Annotated in this window: 15 protein-coding genes; 11 read left to right on the top strand and 4 right to left on the bottom strand. The window is 43.4% G+C overall.

Translation table 11 applies throughout. The features are described 5' to 3' along the window. Positions 1–122: 122 nt before the first annotated feature. From HQN88_RS35735 to HQN88_RS35700, 8 genes are all read left to right on the top strand, one after another. Complete coding sequence (locus HQN88_RS35735; protein WP_173121226.1) at positions 123–3,047, top strand: OmpL47-type beta-barrel domain-containing protein; 2,925 nt, start codon at positions 123–125, stop codon at positions 3,045–3,047. 30 nt (positions 3,048–3,077) lie between these two features. Then, complete coding sequence (locus tag HQN88_RS35730; protein ID WP_173121224.1) at positions 3,078–5,198, top strand: choice-of-anchor Q domain-containing protein; 2,121 nt, start codon at positions 3,078–3,080, stop codon at positions 5,196–5,198. A gap of 88 nt (positions 5,199–5,286) precedes the next feature. Beyond that, positions 5,287–6,642 (top strand): neutral/alkaline non-lysosomal ceramidase N-terminal domain-containing protein, encoded by a 1,356-nt coding sequence (locus HQN88_RS35725; RefSeq protein WP_173121222.1) that lies wholly within the window; start codon positions 5,287–5,289, stop codon positions 6,640–6,642. After that, positions 6,639–8,303, top strand: a complete 1,665-nt coding sequence (locus tag HQN88_RS35720; protein ID WP_173121220.1) for a glycoside hydrolase family 3 protein — start codon at positions 6,639–6,641, stop codon at positions 8,301–8,303. Before HQN88_RS35725 ends, HQN88_RS35720 begins: the two co-directional genes overlap by 4 nt. Positions 8,304–8,325: 22 nt before the next feature. Then, complete coding sequence (locus tag HQN88_RS35715; protein WP_173121218.1) at positions 8,326–9,078, top strand: SDR family NAD(P)-dependent oxidoreductase; 753 nt, start codon at positions 8,326–8,328, stop codon at positions 9,076–9,078. 51 nt (positions 9,079–9,129) lie between these two features. Continuing rightward, complete coding sequence (locus tag HQN88_RS35710) at positions 9,130–9,888, top strand: sugar isomerase domain-containing protein (RefSeq protein WP_173121216.1); 759 nt, start codon at positions 9,130–9,132, stop codon at positions 9,886–9,888. A gap of 392 nt (positions 9,889–10,280) precedes the next feature. Next, complete coding sequence (locus tag HQN88_RS35705) at positions 10,281–10,925, top strand: HAD family hydrolase (protein ID WP_173121214.1); 645 nt, start codon at positions 10,281–10,283, stop codon at positions 10,923–10,925. Between the two features lie 424 nt (positions 10,926–11,349). After that, on the top strand, positions 11,350–12,942 hold the full coding sequence (locus tag HQN88_RS35700; protein ID WP_173121212.1) for an ATP-binding protein: 1,593 nt from the start codon (positions 11,350–11,352) through the stop codon (positions 12,940–12,942). Positions 12,943–13,120: 178 nt separating this feature from the next. On the opposite strand, the gene HQN88_RS35695 is transcribed toward HQN88_RS35700, so the two are convergent. Continuing rightward, positions 13,121–13,678 carry an NADPH-dependent FMN reductase gene (locus tag HQN88_RS35695; RefSeq protein WP_173121210.1) on the bottom strand — a complete coding sequence of 186 codons (558 nt, stop codon included), beginning with the start codon at positions 13,676–13,678 and terminating at the stop codon, positions 13,121–13,123. Positions 13,679–13,985: 307 nt separating this feature from the next. Between HQN88_RS35695 and HQN88_RS35690 the strand changes: the two genes are divergently transcribed. Next, complete coding sequence (locus tag HQN88_RS35690; protein ID WP_173121208.1) at positions 13,986–14,204, top strand: hypothetical protein; 219 nt, start codon at positions 13,986–13,988, stop codon at positions 14,202–14,204. 74 nt (positions 14,205–14,278) lie between these two features. Here HQN88_RS35690 and HQN88_RS35685 read toward each other — a convergent pair whose 3' ends face one another. Further along, a complete protein-coding gene (locus HQN88_RS35685) occupies positions 14,279–14,758 on the bottom strand; it encodes a hypothetical protein (protein ID WP_173121206.1) in 480 nt (159 codons plus the stop codon). Positions 14,759–14,835: 77 nt separating this feature from the next. After that, positions 14,836–15,714, bottom strand: coding sequence for a LysR family transcriptional regulator (locus tag HQN88_RS35680; protein WP_173121204.1), 879 nt, complete (start codon positions 15,712–15,714; stop codon positions 14,836–14,838). 106 nt (positions 15,715–15,820) lie between these two features. Here HQN88_RS35680 and aroA point away from each other — a divergent pair, with 106 nt between their 5' ends. After that, positions 15,821–17,167 carry a 3-phosphoshikimate 1-carboxyvinyltransferase gene (gene aroA, locus HQN88_RS35675; RefSeq protein ID WP_173121202.1) on the top strand — a complete coding sequence of 449 codons (1,347 nt, stop codon included), beginning with the start codon at positions 15,821–15,823 and terminating at the stop codon, positions 17,165–17,167. Positions 17,168–17,186: 19 nt separating this feature from the next. Continuing rightward, complete coding sequence (aroC, locus tag HQN88_RS35670; protein WP_173121200.1) at positions 17,187–18,242, top strand: chorismate synthase; 1,056 nt, start codon at positions 17,187–17,189, stop codon at positions 18,240–18,242. A gap of 49 nt (positions 18,243–18,291) precedes the next feature. Here aroC and HQN88_RS35665 read toward each other — a convergent pair whose 3' ends face one another. Beyond that, the gene (locus tag HQN88_RS35665) at positions 18,292–19,326 is read right to left on the bottom strand and encodes an S-layer homology domain-containing protein (RefSeq protein WP_173121198.1); all 1,035 of its coding nucleotides are present in this window, start codon (positions 19,324–19,326) and stop codon (positions 18,292–18,294) included. Positions 19,327–19,399 lie beyond the last annotated feature (73 nt).

Below are 19,399 nucleotides of genomic sequence, written 5' to 3'. Positions count from 1 at the left end.
GCAGCGGCCCCTTGCTTAGTAGCTGAAGGAGGTGAGATGAACAGCCCCATTATTTACACAGCTAGAATGATTTCTACAGTATAGGAGTGATCGTTAATTCCAAAAGTAGAAGGAGTGTAAACATGTTCAACTACTACAGCTTGCTAGCCAGTAAGACAAGGGGCAGAAGATTCCTGACCCTGCTCCTGTGCCTCACCTTGATTATGGGCTTGATGAATCTGATCCCACAGAGAGCCTTTGCCGCCACGGACTATTACGTAGCTACTTCTGGAAGTGATTCCAACCCTGGCACACAAGCTCTGCCATTTCTAACGATTCTCAAAGCATCTCAAGTTGCCACACCTGGCACTACCGTTCATGTTGCTCCAGGTACTTACGTAGGCAGCTTCCGGACCAACACCAGTGGAACAGCAACTGCCCGAATTCGGTATGTCTCGGACACGAAGTGGGGAGCCAGGCTCGTTCCACCTGTTGTCAATGCCAACGGGATGATATGGGATAATCAGGGCAGCTATGTCGACATCGATGGATTCGAAGTTGACGGTAATGGCAGTGATACACGCAACGGCCTTTACAACGAAGGCTCCTATGTCGCGATAAAGAACAATCATGTCCACGATATTGCGACGAATATCGCTTGTACAGGAAGTGGCGGAGCTGCCATTAACACGGATTATTATCATTACGGCATCATGACGGAAGTCAGCGGCAACGTCGTCCACGACATCGGGTATGCGGGCTGCAGCTTCATTCAAGCTATCTATATCAGTACATCGGGCACGGTGAAAAACAACCTTGTCTATAATACCGGCGGAGCTGGCATTCACCTCTGGCATGATGCAAATAACGTCACGATTGCGAACAATACGGTCTTCTCGTCCTGGTTCGGCATCGTTGTAGGCGGAGGCGACTATTGGCACACAACAGGGCCGGCTGATTACATTAACGTCTCGAATAACATTATTTATGATAATGGGTACGGGATCTCGGAACAGGGAGATACCGGTATCAACAATACTTATACGAACAATCTCGTGTACCAGAACAGCACTTACAACTGGAGTCTCCATAATGGTCTTACCCATACGGGAACCATTACAGCTGATCCACAGTTTGTGTACTACAATGCTTCAGGTGGAGGGGACTATCACCTCAGTTACGCATCACCTGCAATTGACATGGGATTATCTACGTATGCGCCGCTTACAGATCTAGATGGCATTTCTCGTCCTTCAGGTGTTAGTTATGATATTGGGGCATATGAATATTCCCCAACAACGTTCACCTTAAATGCAGTTTCAAGATCACTTCGAATTGGTGACTCCACACAGCTTATTTCTTCCTCTAACTTAAGTGGAGCTCAGTATGTAAGCGACAATCCGAGTGTGGCAACGGTTGACCAGAATGGCGTTGTGACGGCTCTTGCGAATGGCGCAGCGAATATAACAGCGACGTTATCAAGCGGAACATCCCTATCCAGCACCATTTCATTTATCGTTGCAGAGCGTCTGCAATCGGTAACCCTTCAGACCAATGAGTTGAGGCCGGAAATAGGGCAAACTCAGCAGTATACGGTATCAGGCATGATGAGTGATGGAAGTGCAGCAGCATTGAGTAATGCAATCATTCGCTACTATATGAACGGTAATACGGTTGCATCCGTCAGCTCGTCGGGTATGTTGACTGGAAAAAGCAGCGGCACTGACATGTTGAATGTGGATGTGACGCTAGATGGTGTAACCAAAAGGACGAGTACAGTCGTAACAGTTGATCCATCTACGCTTGCTTTCGTTTCTTTATCTGTTCCTAAAGATACGTTGGTCAAGGGCCAGACGGGCCAATTGACTGTTTCAGGAATCTCCAACAACGGTAAGGTCTCTGCGATGAAGAATGCCACGATTGCCTATCGTAGCAGTAATCCAAGTATCGCTAGTGTAAATACTAGCGGATTGGTAACGGCGTTTGTATCTGGTACGGCTGATATTACAGTGGATGTTACTTTTAATGGGCACATTTATTCGGCTACTCGCGGTTTTACCATTCTACCTGGTATATCCATTGTATACCCATTCACCAGTTTACCAATCGTCTCTAAAACAGCAGGTACGATCATCTATGCGCCTACACTGCAGTTTGAAGCGGTAACGGAAGGTCCTTCCATTACATTCAGTTTGAATGTATCGGAAACGCACCTGTACCAACTCAGCCTGAAAACTTTTAAAGCGACCAGCTATGGGAATTATGCTATCAAGATCGATGGACAGCCATTTGCGCAATATCAGTTTTATGGGTCCACAGGGAGAGGTACAGCCTTCGAACCGATTGGCGCCATTCAATTAACGAGCGGCGTCCATCAACTGACCTTTGAGAATATAGGTAAAAACCCGGAATCATCTAATTATAAAATGGGTGTTATCGATCTCGAGCTGCTAGCATACCAAGATACGACAGCTCCGACAACGACATCCAATGTGTATGGGGAAGTGAAGAACGGATGGTACCATTCGGATGTTCAAGTGAACTTAAGTGCCGCTGATGTTGATACTGGCGTAAGCAAGATAGAGTATCGATTGGATCAGAGTTCTGTATGGCAGACTTATGCGGGGCCTATCCAGGTGGCGACAGAAGGACTCCACACGCTTTATTATCGTTCAACTGATGGGGCGGGAAATGTGGAGGTGCCTCACTCACTTCCTATCCATATCGATAAAACAGCTCCGTTACTTAGTGTGCAATTGAACAAAACAACACTGTGGCCGGCGAATCATAAAATGGTGTCGATTTCTGCAACGCTGAGTTCGAGTGACGCTGGATCCGGTGTTGCATCCATCATTTTGAGCTCTATTTCGAGCAATGAACCAAACAATGGAGATGACATTGAAGCCAATATCGGAACAACAGACACTTCTTTTAAGCTACGTGCTGAAAGATTAGGCAGTGGATCAGGACGAATATATACGGTTACTTATACGATTACGGACCAAGCGGGCAACCAAAAGAATACGTCTGCAACCGTTACAGTGCCACATGATCATTCTGGTCATTAGTACGTATTCATTAGAAGGGGAGTGATCAGTATGCCGATTAAACGTTTGCTAGCAGGAAAATCATGGACGTTTAGTTTACTTACATTTTCCATTTGCCTGTTAAGCTTGTTAGGCTTTGTAAACGCTTTTCAAACGAAAGCACATGCAACCGTCACTCATATTTATGTCTCCAATTCAGGAAATGACATTACGAACGATGGCACGTCGGGGAGTCCCTATAAGACCATCCTTAGAGCATCACAAGCCGCTTCTCCAGGAGCCATCGTGCATGTTGCCCCAGGTACTTATACAGGCGGCTTCCAGACAACCGCGAGTGGCAATTCGTCTGATCGCATCGTCTATGTCTCTGACACAAAGTGGGGAGCCAAGATTGTTCCTCCGCCTCTCCTGGCACCGAGTTATACGCCAATAGAGTTAATTTGGGATAACCGTGGTGACTATGTCGACATCGATGGGTTTGAAGTTGACGGTAGATTAGATGCTAATGGTGTCGCTACCAAAGCATTAAACGGTATTTACAATACGGGTACCTCGACCGTTATCAAAAACAATCATGTCCACCATATTGCTACGACGACTGATGTCTGCACGAATAAAGGCGGCTCCGGGATCAATACGGATTTTTGGGAATATGGCGTAGATACTCAAGTTATTGGGAATGTAGTCCATGACATTGGCTCAACGAATTGCACATTCATTCAAGGTATCTACTTCAGCACGACGGGCATTGTAAAGAACAATCTTGTCTATCAGATTGGTGCGGTAGCCATCCATCTCTGGCATGATGCACGCCAAGTCACGATTGCCAACAATACAGTCTTTTCCTCCAATACCGGCATCGTAGTAGGCGCAGACACGGGTACCAACGGACATTACCACCCAACTACGTTCGCTGGGCCAGCTGATAACGTTCATGTATCGAATAATATCGTTTATGACACGAAATACGGGATCTCCGAACAGGGGAATACCGGTGTCAATAACACATACACGAACAATTTAGTTTACAAAACAACCGACTATAATTTAAAGCTTTTAAATGGCCTTACCCATACAGGGACCATAGCTGCTGATCCCCAATTCGTAAATTATGTAGCGACTGGAGGGGGAGATTACAGTCTCGCAGCTGCGTCACCAGCGATTGACAAAGGCTCCACAACATACGCGCCTGCGACGGATCTGGATGGTAAATCACGTCCAACAGGTTCAGGTATTGATATCGGCGCCTATGAATTCAGAAGGACGCTCACATTCTGGCATAGCGACACTGTGGCAAGTGGTCCAACTGGTTATTGGTTTAAACAGGCTCTTGTGAATGGTGTCGTTGTGTGGGAACAAGATTTAGCTTCCCCTGACCTAGCAACCCCACCTAGCATTGATATTACTACGACCAGCCCAAGCTTTACTTTGCAGTTTAGATTGATCTGTAAACAGATTGTTTACAACTACCCAGCAGATGTGAGATTCGATGATGTGGCCATAAACGGTTTGACCCTGACAAACCCTGGCTTTGAAACAACGACAGGAACAACGGGTTGGTCCGTAATAAACAGTACCAATTTTACAGACGGCTTTGACAACACCGTTCATCATGGCGGCTCGTATTCCTACAGATTATCTTATCCCGGTGATAAACAGTCCACTTTGAATGCTAGTAGCACACTCACGCAAACGGTGACGACGGCGACAACTAAGACGTTATCATTTTGGAATAAGGATGATCGGCCTAGCAGTAGTCCGAAAGGTTGGTGGTTTAAACAGGTTCTAGTGAACGGAGTGGTTGTATGGGAAAAAGATATTGCAGATAACAGTGAATCAGCCAATACATGGTACCAAGTATCCTCTGTCAGTATAACGGCAACGAATCCTTCGTCTACGATACAGTTCAGACTTATCAGCAAACAGGGAATAAGCAGCTATTCGGTTAATGTCAATTGGGATGATGTGGCTATTAGTGGCGTTACCCTAACGAATCCGAACTTTGAAACATCGACGGGATGGAATTATGCAAAAGTCAACGATAGTTTCTCAGGCAGCTATGATACGGCATCGCCACATGGAGGTACGGCCTCTTATAAGATAAGTTACCCTACTTTAACACCAACGGTAAGCGATAATAATGGAAGCATAACCCAAACGTTTACCTATTAGTACCTAGCGTCAACATGTAAGAGCCAAATGATGGTATTTCACATTGTTTGGCTCTTAGATAACATCTATACAAAGGGAGTGTAAGGATATGAAATTCAGTCTTACCACAGCTGAAATTACTCCGCAGGGACCTATATTTCTGGCTGGGTTCGGGGATCGAACACATAAAAGCGAGGGGGTACACGAACCCCTATTTGCCAAGGCAGCACTTATTCAAGCGAATACAACGCTACTGATTATTACGCTTGACGTAGTCGGATCCGATCGCAGCTTTATTGTCGGGATTAAAAACATACTGGAAGAAAAGTTTGGTCTGAAGCATGAAGAAGTGCTTATTAACTTTTCGCACACCCACCATTCCGTCGCTCTAACAGGTGCGGATGAAAGATTGCGAGTGGGGCTTTTCAGTATCGGCAAAGACTTCTCAGAGGATGTGTCCTTCTACGGATATATTCGCGATACCTTGGTTTCAATAGTAGACGAGTGTTTTTCTCAACTAGAAGAAGGTACGTTGCTTCTTGGACGTGGTACTTCTGATTTTGCTATCAGCCGGAGGAAGCTTACGGCAGATGGCGTTAAATGGGCACCTTACCCCGAAGCAGAGATTGATAAGGATCTAATCGTACTAAAGCTGGTTGATCAAGAGAACGAGGTAAGAGGCATTTTATATAACTATGGCTGCCATCCAACTTCGATGAGTTCGGATAACTATATGATTTCCAATGATTTTCCCGGAACAACGAGCCGTTATTTAGAGGAAACGTATCCAGGGGTTACTGCCTTATTCCTTCAGGGTTGTGCAGGAGAGCTAAAGCCAATAAAAAGCGCGGATGGTGATATTTTCAAGAGCTGCAGCTTGACGGAAATGGAAGAGGCTGGTAGAGACTTGGCCAAAGACATCATTAGCATCCTGGAGGAGCAACCATTTACCCCGATACGCTGCAGCTTTCGGACAATCCTTGTGGACCCACTTCTCTATATGGAACAAACGGGTATCCCTTTTTACGAGAATATCATCAACGACTCCAAAGTAGGCGATTTCCGAAAAAGGGGGGCACATCGAACGATTGAACAAATCCAAGATGGCTCGGTCAAGGATCGAACGCCAATCTATCTATCCATCTGGCATCTGGATGAGGAAACTCGCTTGATCGCGATGGAGGGTGAAATCTCAACAGAATATTCTTTATTGCTCAAGAGCATGTTTCCTGGTGGAAAAACCATCGTTCTCGGTTATACCAACGGGGTTTATTATTATGTACCTACACGTAAAATGATCGCTGAGGGGGGGTACGAAGTCGATTGCAATTACTGCTTTGGCGGCTTCAGAGGATCGTTCGTGCCGGAAATTGAAGATATTATCATAGGGCAAATTACCAAAGCGGATCTATTGCTTCGAACGCAAAGTCAACCCATAACACATGATGAGGAATGGTCCAAATGATACAAACGGTAGAGCAGTGGATGGAACAATTAACGCTGGAGCAAAAGATCGGACAAATGATCGTGGTAAGAGGCCATGATTATGCTCAGAAAGCTAGGCAAATGAATTCGGATGGCATGCTGGGCGCAGTCGGCGCTGTAATGTTTACAACAAAAGGGTCGCGCAATTTAGAGGATATTGTAGCCTGGGTAAATGAATTTCAATCCGCAGCCTCCGCTCCTTTTTTATTTTATTTGGATGCGGAGAATGGACTCGCGGATACGTTTAACTTTGGCACATCGTTTCCTACGCTGATGGCGCTAGGTGCAACTCGTTCTAAGGAGCTTGCCTACCAAATGGGATGCACGATTGCAAAGGAAGCCCGCGCAATTGGTTTTGGCGTTGTTAGTAACCCTACAGTTGATGTCAATTCCAACCCAGATAATCCGATCATCAACACAAGAGCCATCAGTGACCGAGTCGATCTCATTGTGGAGTTAGCCTCTGAACTTATTAGCGGCATGCAGGGGGTTGGCGTGATTCCAACAGCCAAGCATTTCCCAGGACACGGGGATACGCAAGAGGACTCTCATGTTGCTATGCCGATTGTAGAGCGCGATAAAGAGTACTTGATGAATGTGGATCTTAAGCCCTATCAAGAATTGATTCCCAAAGGCTTGATGGGCATTATGACGGCGCATATCTTGTATCCTGCACTGCTTGCTCCCGATGAAGAGAAAGTGCCTGCGACTTTGTCAAAGACAATCATGACGGACTTAGTGCGAGATGAATTGGGTTTCCAAGGTTTGTTAATTTCCGACAGTCTGACTATGCGTGGGATTAAAACACAATATGGCATCGAGCAAGCAGCTGTACTGGCAATTAAAGCAGGTCATGACATTATTCTTCAGGATTATGAATCTGATCCTGCGATTACATTTAAAGCCATACTTAATGCTGTGAAAACTGGAGAAATTGAGCTCGAGCTAATCGATCGTTCTGTTAGACGAATACTGGGAGTGAAAAGTGATTACGGCTTGCTCGCTAACAGTCCAATCGATTTGGAAGAAGCACAGAGAATCGTTAGTGCCCCTGAGCATAGGGCAATAGCTGAGAAGATCGCTGACAAATCGGTGACGGTTCTGGAAGCAACCACCATGCCATTCACTAACCAAAAAACACTTCTAATCGCCACTAGAGGTGATGAAGAGGGAAGAGAAGCTGAGGATTTAGGTTATGTCGTCAAAGGAAAATCGGCTTATCTGCGTGAACAACTTAGCAATTATGTTAATGACTTGGAAATGATCATTGTAGGGGAGCATCCGACGAGTGAAGATGTGGCAGCCATCTCTCAGGCTCTGGCAGCTAAGCGTTATGCTCATGTCATCTATGCGACGTTTGTTAGGGTTTTATCATACAAAGAAGGAAGCGGAACGGTTCCTGAGTCTCAGTTGACGTTGATGAATTTCATCAAGGAACAGCATACGGATGCAGCCCTTCTTATTTTCGGCAGCCCCTATATCATGCGTAAAATGAAACCATTTCCCAACTGCATCTGTGCGTATGGCGATTGTGTATATGCCATTAATGCTGTGTTGAAAGTTTTGTATGGAACTCTACAAGCAAGCGGCAAATTGCCCGTTACCGTAAACGAAAAATATCAGTATGGGTATGGCTTATAAAGAAGTCTGAGGAGATGCATTCATGCGCAGATTTAGCGGACAAATCGTGATGGTAACCGGCGCAGGTCGCGGAATTGGGAAGGCAATTGCTGAACGGTTTGCTACGGAAGGCGCACATTTGGCGCTTCTTTCCAATGATGGCTTGGAACTTGAGCAAACGGCAAAAGATTTTACAGATAAAGGATATAACGTTCTCCCGCTATGCGTTGATATTTCCGATCCGGTACAAGTTGATGATGCCATTCATCAGGCAATAAACGTCTTTGGGCGAATTGATATCCTTATCAATAATGCAGGAATAGCCTGGGAAGAATCGTTTCTCGATATTACCGATCGGCATTGGCAGCAAATTTTGAATGTTAATTTGAATGGGATGTTCTATGTATCTCAAAGGGTTTCACGTCACATGGTTAAGCAACAGAGCGGCTGTATTCTCAACATGGCTTCGACCAATGGATTGGTGGGTGAGGAAAAATATGCCCATTATAATGCATCCAAAGGTGGGGTTGTCCTGCTAACCAAGACAATGGCTTTGGAACTCGGGCGTTATAACATCCGTGTAAATGCCGTTTGTCCGGGGTATATTCAGACACCACTGACAGAATCCATCGATGATTCGGAATTTGTAGAGCAATATATTCGTAACAAGATCCCTCTGGGGAGAGTGGGAAAAGCTCAGGAAGTCGCCGGCGTGTTTGCTTTTCTAGCCAGTGAGGACGCGGCCTTTATAACAGGAGAATCAATTGTAGTAGACGGCGGCCAACTCGCTTATTAGCCAACTACGTGTCTGGATGAATTTAAAAATGTGAAAGTAGGTCAATCATTCATGTATACATCTCCAATGACGAAATATTTAGCTCAAATTACAGAACATTTAAATAAGCTGCATGACGAAGAAAGAGAATCGGTTCTACAAGCGGCTCGGATGATGGCCGATCATATCAAAGCGGATAACATTGTATATGCCTATGGACCTGGAGGACATTCGAATTTAGGTTCTCAAGAAATCTTTTTTCGTGCGGGAGGTTTAATGCACATTAGTGCAATTCTTGACGAAGGCACTTTATTGAGCGGTGGAGCACTGCGTTCCATGGCAATCGAACGTACACCCGGATACGGAAACATCGTGATGGATGATTATGGACTGCAAGAAGGGGATCTACTCATCCTTATTAATGCATATGGGATTAATTCGGCCGTCATCGACACAGCTTTGGAGGCAAAAAAGAGAGGTGTAAAAACAATAGGCGTTACTTCGAGGAAACATGCTCAACAAACCCCTCTTAATCATGCGGCGCGACACCCATCCAAACAAAACCTGCATGATCTTGTAGATGTTGTTTTGGATTGCAAGATTCAAGTGGGAGATGCTGTTCTGGAAATTGAAGGATTAGAACAGCGCGTGGCAGCGATGTCTACCTTTGCCAATGCCTATTTATTAAATGCCTTGGTTGCGGAAACTATTAGCATACTTGTTGCGGAGGGAATGAACCCGCCGATCTGGATGAGCGGAAACGCGGCTGGCGGTGATGAATCGAATGCTCGTTTTATTGAGCGATTTAAAGGGCGTATTAAAAAACTTTAATTGTATAAATAACACTGTGAAAGAGGCTGCCGGTATGACCGGCAGCCTTCATCACATTTACAGGAGATTAGGTGGTGATTGACACGCTAATTATGGTACTATATTCCATATATTAAGCATTAATTTGAGGGGGGATATGGAATGAGCACAATTAAAATCCACGATACCCAGCCTCAGAAAGAAAGATTATATGATAGCGATAATGTTATTGATGAGTGCCTTCGTTCTATTCAAAATATTGTGGGTTGAGGTCCGAATAAACAGTTACTTCAATAGACAAAGGCAGCCGGTTGGCTGTCTTTGTCTATTGAAGTAACAGGAGACCCATCGAATCTTATCAAAGGCGCGTGATGGCACCTATGTTTGCGCAGCTGACAAAGGAGAACGAAACAATGAAAAAGTTCATACTCTTCGATCATGATGGTGTTCTGGTTGATACTGAATTCTGGTATTACAAAGCGGGAGAACGCGCTCTGGCTGACATTGGATTTACCTTGGATAAAGATCAATACCTCCGCGACATGACTCAGTCATTGGGTACTTGGTCCCAAGCTTTGGCGGCAGGTATTGATGAACAAACCATCAGCAAGCAGCGTGAGGTCCGCAACGTTTATTATCAGGAATATCTAAGAACAGAAGCCATAGAGATTGAAGGTGTAGTTGAAACTCTAACCCAACTATCAAAGTACGTCCGTATGGCCATCGTGACGACTTCTAAACGTGCGGATTTTCAACTTATTCATGAAAAGCGCCAGATTAGACAATTGATGGAATTCGTCCTTGTTCGCGAGGACTACGAGCGCACCAAGCCGCACCCGGAACCATACTTGACAGGCCTGAAGCGCTTCGGAGCTACCAAAGAAGAGACCCTGGTCGTAGAGGATTCAAACAGAGGGTTGAACTCAGCCGTGGCGGCTGGTATCGACTGTGCTATTGTCCATAATGACTTCACAAAAACACATGACTTCTCACTGGCTAGCTATCGAATCAAGACTCTGATTGAACTAAAGGACATTATCCTGAATAATGTGACCTGAGAGAGCATATGCCAGCGTGTCGCGGAAAACTCAATGCATGCGTTTTCCCCATCTTTTCTAGGCAAATGCTCCAGTTATGCTATAATAGTCAGAAAATAGTAGAACGAGTAGCTTTTTGATTTAGAAGTAAATGCTATAATAGTCAAGAAAGACGCATACAAGCTCTGAAAGACCCTTCAGAGAGGGATAAGTCAATTACTTCGAGATTTTGTTTGTTTGTCCTCATAAATATGATTATTATTACCGTTCCCAGTAAGGATTAGGATTAGTAACACATGTAGACGAATCCCTTCGGTAATCGAGGGGGTCTTTAGCATGCAATTCTGCTAAATTCACTCGTTGCCACTACGATCTGGAGCAGTAAGAATTGTTAATTTAAAATTATAATACTATTTGAAGCTGCTATTAAATTGAGGAGAGTCATATGAATAAATGGATCGTAAATTCCCGCCAAAGGTGTTTGGAACGGGGGATGGACCCTTCGGAAATACCAGCTCCGGGGTTTAAGTTATCAGAAATACAACTGCATGAAGAGAAGGACAAATATAGGGAGATCCTTGTTGTCACCAAATATTTTTCGAAAAAAATATTAGCGTTATTGTCAGGGACGCCTCATCTAATAGTTGTAAGCAATGACAATGGCTACCTTTTAGATACATATGGTGACAAAACTATGAAGTCGATGATAAATCAATTAGGCATCAAAGTCGGCATTAAGTTTGATGAAGAATATATGGGGACAAATGTAGTTGCTCTTGCACTTCAAGAACAAAAGCCTATTCAAATTATAGGCGCGGAACACTACCATACAATGTTGGAGAATGCTGCTTGTTACTGCGTCCCATTTCATTTCACAAATTACCACAGCCTCTCAGGTTCAATTTCAATCATGACTTCTGTCGAGCATCATAATCATACTTATTTAGCTCTGCTTGCAAATATGGTGGACTCTATTGAACGAGAATTGTCACTACGCCTTACAAATCATAATCAAAACCTCATACAGCAGCTTGTAGTGGATAATATGCGAAATGGTATCATTATGACAGATGAGAGAGGAATCATTACAGAATTTAATGCTTTCGCTGAAAAGATAACAGGAAGAAATCGACGGAGCGTTACAGGCACCCCGGTTTTTCCATTTGAACATTTTGGCAGCTATTTCTATCAAGCACTCAAATATCGTAAGCAGTGTGAAAATATCGAGCTCACTTTTCGTTATTCGTTAAATCAAGAAAATGTGTGTCTTTTTGATGTGCTGCCAATCTTAAATGAACGAGGTGAATTGCTTGGTGCATTCGCTCAGTTTCGTGACATTACAGAACGAGTAATCTTGGAGAAGCAAATCATTAACTCTGAAAAATTCTCAGCAATTGGGAAAATGGCAGCTGGATTAGCTCATGAGATTCGGAATCCATTAACCTCAATTATTGGCTTTTTCCAGCTCTTACAGCGATCTAATGATCAACAAAAATTTCAGAAATACGTTGGTTTAATTGATATCGAGCTTCAAAGTATGAAACAATTGGTCTCAGATTTTGTAGTCATGGCGAAGCCTAGTACGCCAGAGAGAAGAGCAATTGATATGAAAGAATTATTGACAGACACCATTCGCTTTATGAATAGTCAAGCCATTTTGAAAAACACATCAATTACAGCCAGTTACGATGATGAATTAACAGTAGCGATGATTGACCCTTCTCAGATTAAACAAGTATTAGTTAACCTACTTCAGAACGCAATTGAATCCATTGAAAAGAATGGATTTATTCAACTATGTACTGAGTTAGATACTGACAATCAAGAATTTAAAATCATCATTGAAGATAACGGAGTGGGAATGACGAAAGTAGAACTTGATCAGATATTGAATCCATTTTTTTCAACAAAAGAAAATGGTGTAGGCCTAGGATTATCAATTTGTTATCGTATTATTGAAAATCACAAAGGATATATGACAGCTACCTCTCGAAAAGGATTTGGAACAAGGTTCGAGGTTACTTTACCGCTTGTATAGGATAGAATCAACGAATCAGTTTTAAATAACTGAGCAGGTTACTATTTAGAACTAGAACCAAGTGGACATAGTGATTCTTCAACACATAGTAGCACAATAAACCGCCTCTTCAAGGGGGCGGTTTTCTTATCGTACAAATCAATATCAGGATTTAACCTAACCTAGATAAAAGAAGATCTTAACGCAATGTTTTCAAAGCCCCACTCCAAGCGAGGACTTGATCAAACATGGTGTTCGCAGCAGTCTCTTGACGCGGATTGGGCTTGAGCACGGTGAAGTTCTCAAAATCAGTAAAGAGGGACAGCGTTACTTGAGCACGTACGCCGGCAATATGCAATTCGGCTAAGATGAGCCTTAGGTTCTCAGCTGCACGCGCTCCACCAGTACCACCACCATAGCTGACGATCCCAGCAGCTTTATCTTTCCATTCATTGAATAGGAAATCGAGCGCATTCTTCAGCGCCGCTGGAACGGCATGGTTATACTCTGGCGTCACGAAAATGTATCCGTCGTAACCTTGAATTGCGTTTGACCAAGCAATGGTATGTTCTTTTGTATATTTCATCATCATAGGTGGATGAGGTTCATCATAAAGTGGTAAATTAAAATCTGCCAGATCGACGATCTCAAATAAGGCATCAGTGCGTTTACTTGCAACTTCGTGTACCCACTGAGCGACGACTTCGCCTCTACGTCCAGGTCGAGTGCTGCCGAGAATAATTCCGATTTTTAACATCGTTTTGGCCTCCAATAAATAAAGTGTATAGGAGTAGCATAACGGTCGAAGGAAACTGTCTGCAATTGAAAATACAATTATAATAAATGTTTCCCGTAAGGGGATCAATAAGAAACGTAAAAAGTTTACATAATATATGTTAAGGTAACTCAATTCATGAAAAATGACATTTTCGCGTCATACTCAGAAATACTTTTTGAAATTTGTATGAACATGGAAGAGGATGTATATGATTTATCATACAAGCTCCTATATAATTTAGTTGAAAACATTTAAATTAGATAAAAGAAGGGTGGTCGCTTTTCTTATGAATACATCCATATATTTTGTGATTTTTTCTGTTATTTTACTATTTGGTTTATTATCGACATTTATCATCGGTTTTTCTCGTAAAAATCGTGAAGGGGATCAGTCCTATTTTCAGAAAACAGGCACAAAGTGGGTTAGGCTTACTTCTTTCTACGTCATCTCGATCGCAGCAGGTTTATTAGCCTTGCTAGCCTTTATTCGATACACAATTGAATAGACGTAAATAGTAAAAAAATCTCCAACTAAGGAGATTTTTTTTATTTTGATACGGTAGTGGGGGTAAGTTAGGATTCAAGCAGGCAGCGATGGAAACGTGTTGATTTTAATAAAGTGAATCTGCAAGGATCCGAAAAATGCTTTCCCTTGATTGTAATGCAGCTCACATTTGTACCCATACTCGCAAGCGATGGCTTGTAGGGATTTAAACCCAGGGAGCGCTCTGACCATTGACGTGATTTGCTTCGTGATATGATTGGGTAGTTTCATAACCATCGTGGACGCAGTAATACCATCAACAACGGAGATAAAACTGGGGAACTCGGGTTTCTTCAGCAGTGAAGGGTTGATATGATCCTCAGCAATTTGTAAGATTTCTTTGTTCAAACGATTGAGGTTTAAGGTCATGTTTTTATAAAAGTAGATGCCAAATCCAATTTTATTCGTCAAAGGGTTTAACCGTTTCTTCCATTTTAGTACATTGGCTTCCCAATATGACTCCAGTTGTTCGCTAATTCTAGTCCAGTTTAATCGTGATGTGAGAAAATTTTTCATTCATGTACTCCTTAAACAGTTAAATTTCTTTCTTAATTAAGACGTTGGAATAAGGTATATCGTTCATTTACGCCCAACTATCTATGCAAAATTTGGACAAAACCTTCAGCGGCTACGGATAATTTCATATCTCGACGAAGGGCTAACCCAATGCTGCGCGGTGGAAGTGGTTCTTCCAGTGTGAGTTCATAAAGAGTTCCTGATTGAAGCTCATCCTGCACGAATGATCGACTTATGAAGGCAACCCCGTAACCTAACCTCGCGAACTCCGCTAAGAGATCAATATTGCCTAATTCAATATCTGGATTCACCGCGAACCCTTGCGCTGCAAACCATTTTTCAATAGACACTCTAGTACTGCTCCCTGGAGATAAAAAGATTAAAGGTAGCTCCGCGAGTTCCTTCGTTGAGAGAGGATGGTTCGTCCATTCTCGGAAATCTTCCCCAACCACAAAACAATCCTCCAACACTGCTAGTGTGTGAATCGTCAACTCAGAATCTTCAATCGGCAGATGAACGATGGCACAGTCTATCTCACCTTCCTTCAAACGCTTCGTAATCTCACCCGTTTTTCCATGAGATAACCGAATCCGTATACCTGGATATTGTTGATGATACGCATTCAACTGAGGCAAGAGGAGGTGCTTAATCAATGAATCACTTGCCCCGATCCGAATCTCACCTTGATGTAATTGTTTAAGATTGTGAAGATGCTTCTGTCCCGAATCCAACATAGCAAAGGATTGTTCCACATAGTCAAAGAGCGTACGTCCTTCTTCTGTGAGCTCAACGCCTTTCGATAGACGATGAAACAATTTAAGCCCGACCGCCTCTTCCATTTGCTTAATGGCGTAACTTACGGATGGTTGCGTTATATGAAGTTCTTGCGCTGCTTTCGTTAAATTACGGCATTTGGCCGTGTGTAAAAAAATCCGATACCATTCTAAATTGATCATCTGATATAGATCACCTCTATGACAAGATATGTATATTCCAATTTCATTTATTTCATAGTACTGATTATAATTGGCATATAGCAAAAACACAAAAGAGGTGGCGAAAATGGCAATGCATCAATGGGATTGGGAAGCGCGTTCTCCCTGGTCGACGAATAAGGGGATATCGGAAGTGCGAATTAGTCCACCTAAATCGCACGTAACAGGAACCATCCGAGTACCTGGTAGTAAAAGTCTGACGAACCGAGCGTTATTGATTGCCGCGCTAGCTGAGGGGAGATCACAGTTAGGTGGTATTTTGAAAAGCGATGATTCGTATTGGTGTATAGAAGCATTAACCAAACTAGGAGTGTCTGTCATCATCGAGGGAGAAACTGCTTATGTGGATGGTTGTGGGGGGAATTGGCCCAATTCGTCTGGTGAGCTATATATGGGGGCAGCAGGTACGGTTGCACGGTTCTTGCCAGCAGCTTTGGCTATCGGACGAGGGAAATGGACGATCAAAGGGAGTAAACGATTAAGTGAACGCCCACTTGCCCCCTTACTTTTGGCGCTTTCAGCGCTAGGAGCTTCGTTCAATTATTTGGAGGCTGAACATCGATTGCCTTGCGAACTGGATGCTACTGGTCTCAAAGGTGGCAACGTAAAATTGCCTGGATCAACGTCCAGTCAATTTATAAGTGGAGTTCTACTTGCCGCTCCCTATTCGGAAGCACCATTAACCATCCAGGTGGAGGGTGAAATTGTACAAAGGGATTATGTACAATTGACCATGGACATGATGGCTGAATTTGGTATCACACCGATGGTTTCAGATGACGGACAATCGATTAGTGTTCCTTCAGGGACGTATCAAGCACAGACGTTGCAACTTGAACCAGATGTCTCTACCTGTTGTTATTTCTGGGCCTTAGCTGCCTTAACATCAGGCTGTGTACGGATCGAAGGTATTGACGCACGAAGCACGAGTCAACCTGATATAGAGATGCTAGATGTATTAGAGCGTATGGGGTGTTCCGTTCAACGCGGCGAGAATTTTGTTGAAGTACAGGGTACACAACAGCTCAAAGGTGGTTTTACACGAAGTATGAAGAAATGGTCCGATCAAACATTGACGATCGCTGCTATGGCTCCTTTTGCGGATGGACCTATTAGGCTCATCGATGCGGCTCATATTCGACATCATGAATGCGATCGTATTGCTGCTATGTGTAGTGAACTCGGCAAGCTTGGCATCCGTGTGGAGGAACATGAAGATGGTTTAACGATCTATCCTGGGCAACCTTTGGCTGCTTTGGTAGATTCGCATGACGATCATCGGATGGCTATGGCTTTGTCTCTAATCGGGCTAAGAGCGGAGAATATCCGTATTGCAGATCCAGGGTGTGTATCCAAGACATGTCCAGGTTATTTTGAACAATTATCTACGTTAGGTGTAGAAGTTACTTACTAAATAGGAGGTTTACAATCATATGGCAGGGAATACTTTCGGTGAAATTTTCAAAATTACAACTTTCGGAGAATCACATGGAGCCGCGGTAGGCGTCATTGTGGATGGTGTAACGCCAGGCATCGAGATCGATGAAGCCTATATTCAGAAACAGATGGATCGAAGAAAGCCCGGTCAATCCTCGGTGACCTCCCCACGCAAAGAATACGATATCATTCATATCTTGTCAGGTGTTTTTGAAGGGAAAACGACGGGTACGCCGCTTTTCGTCAATCTCTATAATCAAGATATGAAGCCGGAAGCTTATAATGATATCCAGAACTCTTTTCGACCTGGCCATGCGGACTTCACGTATCTGCAGAAATATGGAATCCGTGATTATCGCGGAAGTGGGCGTGCTTCGGGCAGAGAAACAGCGGGCAGGGTAGCAGGTGGTGCAATTGCGCGTAAGCTGCTTGAACATAGAGGTGTACAAGTGTTGGCGTACACCCTTGAAATCGGTGGAATTCCATGTCAGACCTTCGATGAAGATGCGATTGAACGCAATGCGGTACGTGCATGTGATCCGATTGCTGGAGCTAAAATGATAGAAAAAATTGAGGAATTAGCTGCGATTGGTGATAGTTGTGGAGGCATCGTAGAATGCCGTATTCGTGGTGTTATGCCTGGTCTTGGTGAGCCTGTATTCGATAAATTGGATGCTGAATTGGCGAAAGCGATGCTCTCTATAGGTGCTGTTAAGGGGATTGAATTTGGTGCGGGGTTCTCAGCTGCCTCCATGTTAGGCAGTGAGCATAATGATGAAATGAACAATGACGGATTTCTCAGTAATCATTCCGGAGGAATTCTAGGCGGGATTAGTACGGGACAAGAAATTATATTCCGAATTAGCGTTAAGCCGACTTCTTCCATCTCTGTTGCTCAGAAGACGCTAAATGTGAATGGGGAGGAACAAGAAATTCGAACAATAGGTCGACATGATCCATGTATTTGCCCACGAATTGTACCCGTGGTTGAAGCGATGGCGTGCTTAGTATTAGAAGATTTGTATAAACGACAAGCAGCTAATCTTGGATAAATAAAAGGAAAAGCAGGCCCATTCAAGAATGGGTCTGCTTTTTTGAATTTTACTTCTTTAACCTCTCGGCAGCTTTAACCGCTTGATTTGTGATTTCTGTTGCTTCTGCAAGGGTAATGCCATCCTGCGGATGGAAAGTACCATCTGCTTGCAGCTCGACGATATCTAATGCAAGCGCGGTTTGAATTGCGCCAACATTGGATAAGTCAATTTTGTCATTATCTTTGATATCGACAGGATTTAGTTTAATCATCGGTAATTTCTCACTGGTTTGGAACGTGTGAACGAGAAGATAGGTGAACGATTCGCGTGTCACTTTGGCATCTGGATCAATCTTGATTTGGATATCCGTACCCAATTTACCAAGTGCATCCGTGATAAGTTGAACACCTTGTGTTGCTGAGATAGGGTCATTGTTTGTGACCGGGGTTTGATGAGTTTTCAAATAATCAAGGGCTTGAAATACTTCCTCGGCAGCCTCAGCACGTGTAATTTCATCTTTAGGATTGAATGTACCATCGGTATTCAATTTGATGATCCCGTATTTAAGTCCACGTTGGATCGATCCCGAATAATCAACGGTTATTTGATCACCATCTTTAATATCGACGACAACTGGGTTAATCAAAGGGAGTTTCTTACTCAATTCCATTGCACGAACGAGCTGATGTGTGAACTCTTCGCGTGTTATTTTTTTGGCAGGATTGAGATCTTTGGGAAGTTCAACATTGTTGACAGCTGCAACGATAAGTGCCTGAGCGTACCAAGCGTCATTGGAAGCATTCGCAAAATAATCAGTTGCTTTCGGCTCTTTCACGAAGTTGACTAAATCTAAATTAAGTCCTAGTGCATTCACTAGTAGTTGTACGGATTGGGCTGCCGTAAGTTTTTCTTGTGGAGCAAATAATGTTGAAGTAATTCCGCCAACAATACCACTTTGTTGTAGGGCAATAATTTTATCTTTTGACGCAAGATTGTTTAGGTCAGTGAATGAGCTAGTAGCTGCAAAGCTTTGGCCGACCAAAGATAGGGATAGCAATGCAGTTGCTGCAGTTAGCGTAAAGGTTTTGATTGTTTTTTTCATTTTGTTTCACCTCATATGTTTTTTTGTGTTTCAGAAACATAAACGGCACTGTTGATAAAAAGGTTGCATCTAC

It is taken from the genome of Paenibacillus qinlingensis (genome assembly GCF_013204845.1).
In the GTDB taxonomy this organism is placed as follows: domain Bacteria; phylum Bacillota; class Bacilli; order Paenibacillales; family NBRC-103111; genus Paenibacillus_E; species Paenibacillus_E qinlingensis.
The sequence above is the reverse complement of the archived record's forward strand: the minus strand, read 5'-3'. Positions and strand labels throughout refer to the sequence as shown.

What these genes read in the sequence shown, in the direction of transcription:
- HQN88_RS35665 (WP_173121198.1), bottom strand. Translation starts at nt 19,326, where the DNA reads ATGAAAAAAACAATCAAAACCTTTACGCTAACTGCAGCAACTGCATTG.
- HQN88_RS35700 (WP_173121212.1), top strand. Translation starts at nt 11,350, where the DNA reads ATGAATAAATGGATCGTAAATTCCCGCCAAAGGTGTTTGGAACGGGGG.
- HQN88_RS35695 (WP_173121210.1), bottom strand. Translation starts at nt 13,678, where the DNA reads ATGTTAAAAATCGGAATTATTCTCGGCAGCACTCGACCTGGACGTAGA.
- HQN88_RS35725 (WP_173121222.1), top strand. Translation starts at nt 5,287, where the DNA reads ATGAAATTCAGTCTTACCACAGCTGAAATTACTCCGCAGGGACCTATA.
- HQN88_RS35735 (WP_173121226.1), top strand. Translation starts at nt 123, where the DNA reads ATGTTCAACTACTACAGCTTGCTAGCCAGTAAGACAAGGGGCAGAAGA.
- HQN88_RS35685 (WP_173121206.1), bottom strand. Translation starts at nt 14,758, where the DNA reads ATGAAAAATTTTCTCACATCACGATTAAACTGGACTAGAATTAGCGAA.
- aroC (WP_173121200.1), top strand. Translation starts at nt 17,187, where the DNA reads ATGGCAGGGAATACTTTCGGTGAAATTTTCAAAATTACAACTTTCGGA.
- HQN88_RS35710 (WP_173121216.1), top strand. Translation starts at nt 9,130, where the DNA reads ATGTATACATCTCCAATGACGAAATATTTAGCTCAAATTACAGAACAT.
- HQN88_RS35715 (WP_173121218.1), top strand. Translation starts at nt 8,326, where the DNA reads ATGCGCAGATTTAGCGGACAAATCGTGATGGTAACCGGCGCAGGTCGC.
- HQN88_RS35730 (WP_173121224.1), top strand. Translation starts at nt 3,078, where the DNA reads ATGCCGATTAAACGTTTGCTAGCAGGAAAATCATGGACGTTTAGTTTA.
- HQN88_RS35680 (WP_173121204.1), bottom strand. Translation starts at nt 15,714, where the DNA reads ATGATCAATTTAGAATGGTATCGGATTTTTTTACACACGGCCAAATGC.
- aroA (WP_173121202.1), top strand. Translation starts at nt 15,821, where the DNA reads ATGGCAATGCATCAATGGGATTGGGAAGCGCGTTCTCCCTGGTCGACG.
- HQN88_RS35690 (WP_173121208.1), top strand. Translation starts at nt 13,986, where the DNA reads ATGAATACATCCATATATTTTGTGATTTTTTCTGTTATTTTACTATTT.
- HQN88_RS35720 (WP_173121220.1), top strand. Translation starts at nt 6,639, where the DNA reads ATGATACAAACGGTAGAGCAGTGGATGGAACAATTAACGCTGGAGCAA.
- HQN88_RS35705 (WP_173121214.1), top strand. Translation starts at nt 10,281, where the DNA reads ATGAAAAAGTTCATACTCTTCGATCATGATGGTGTTCTGGTTGATACT.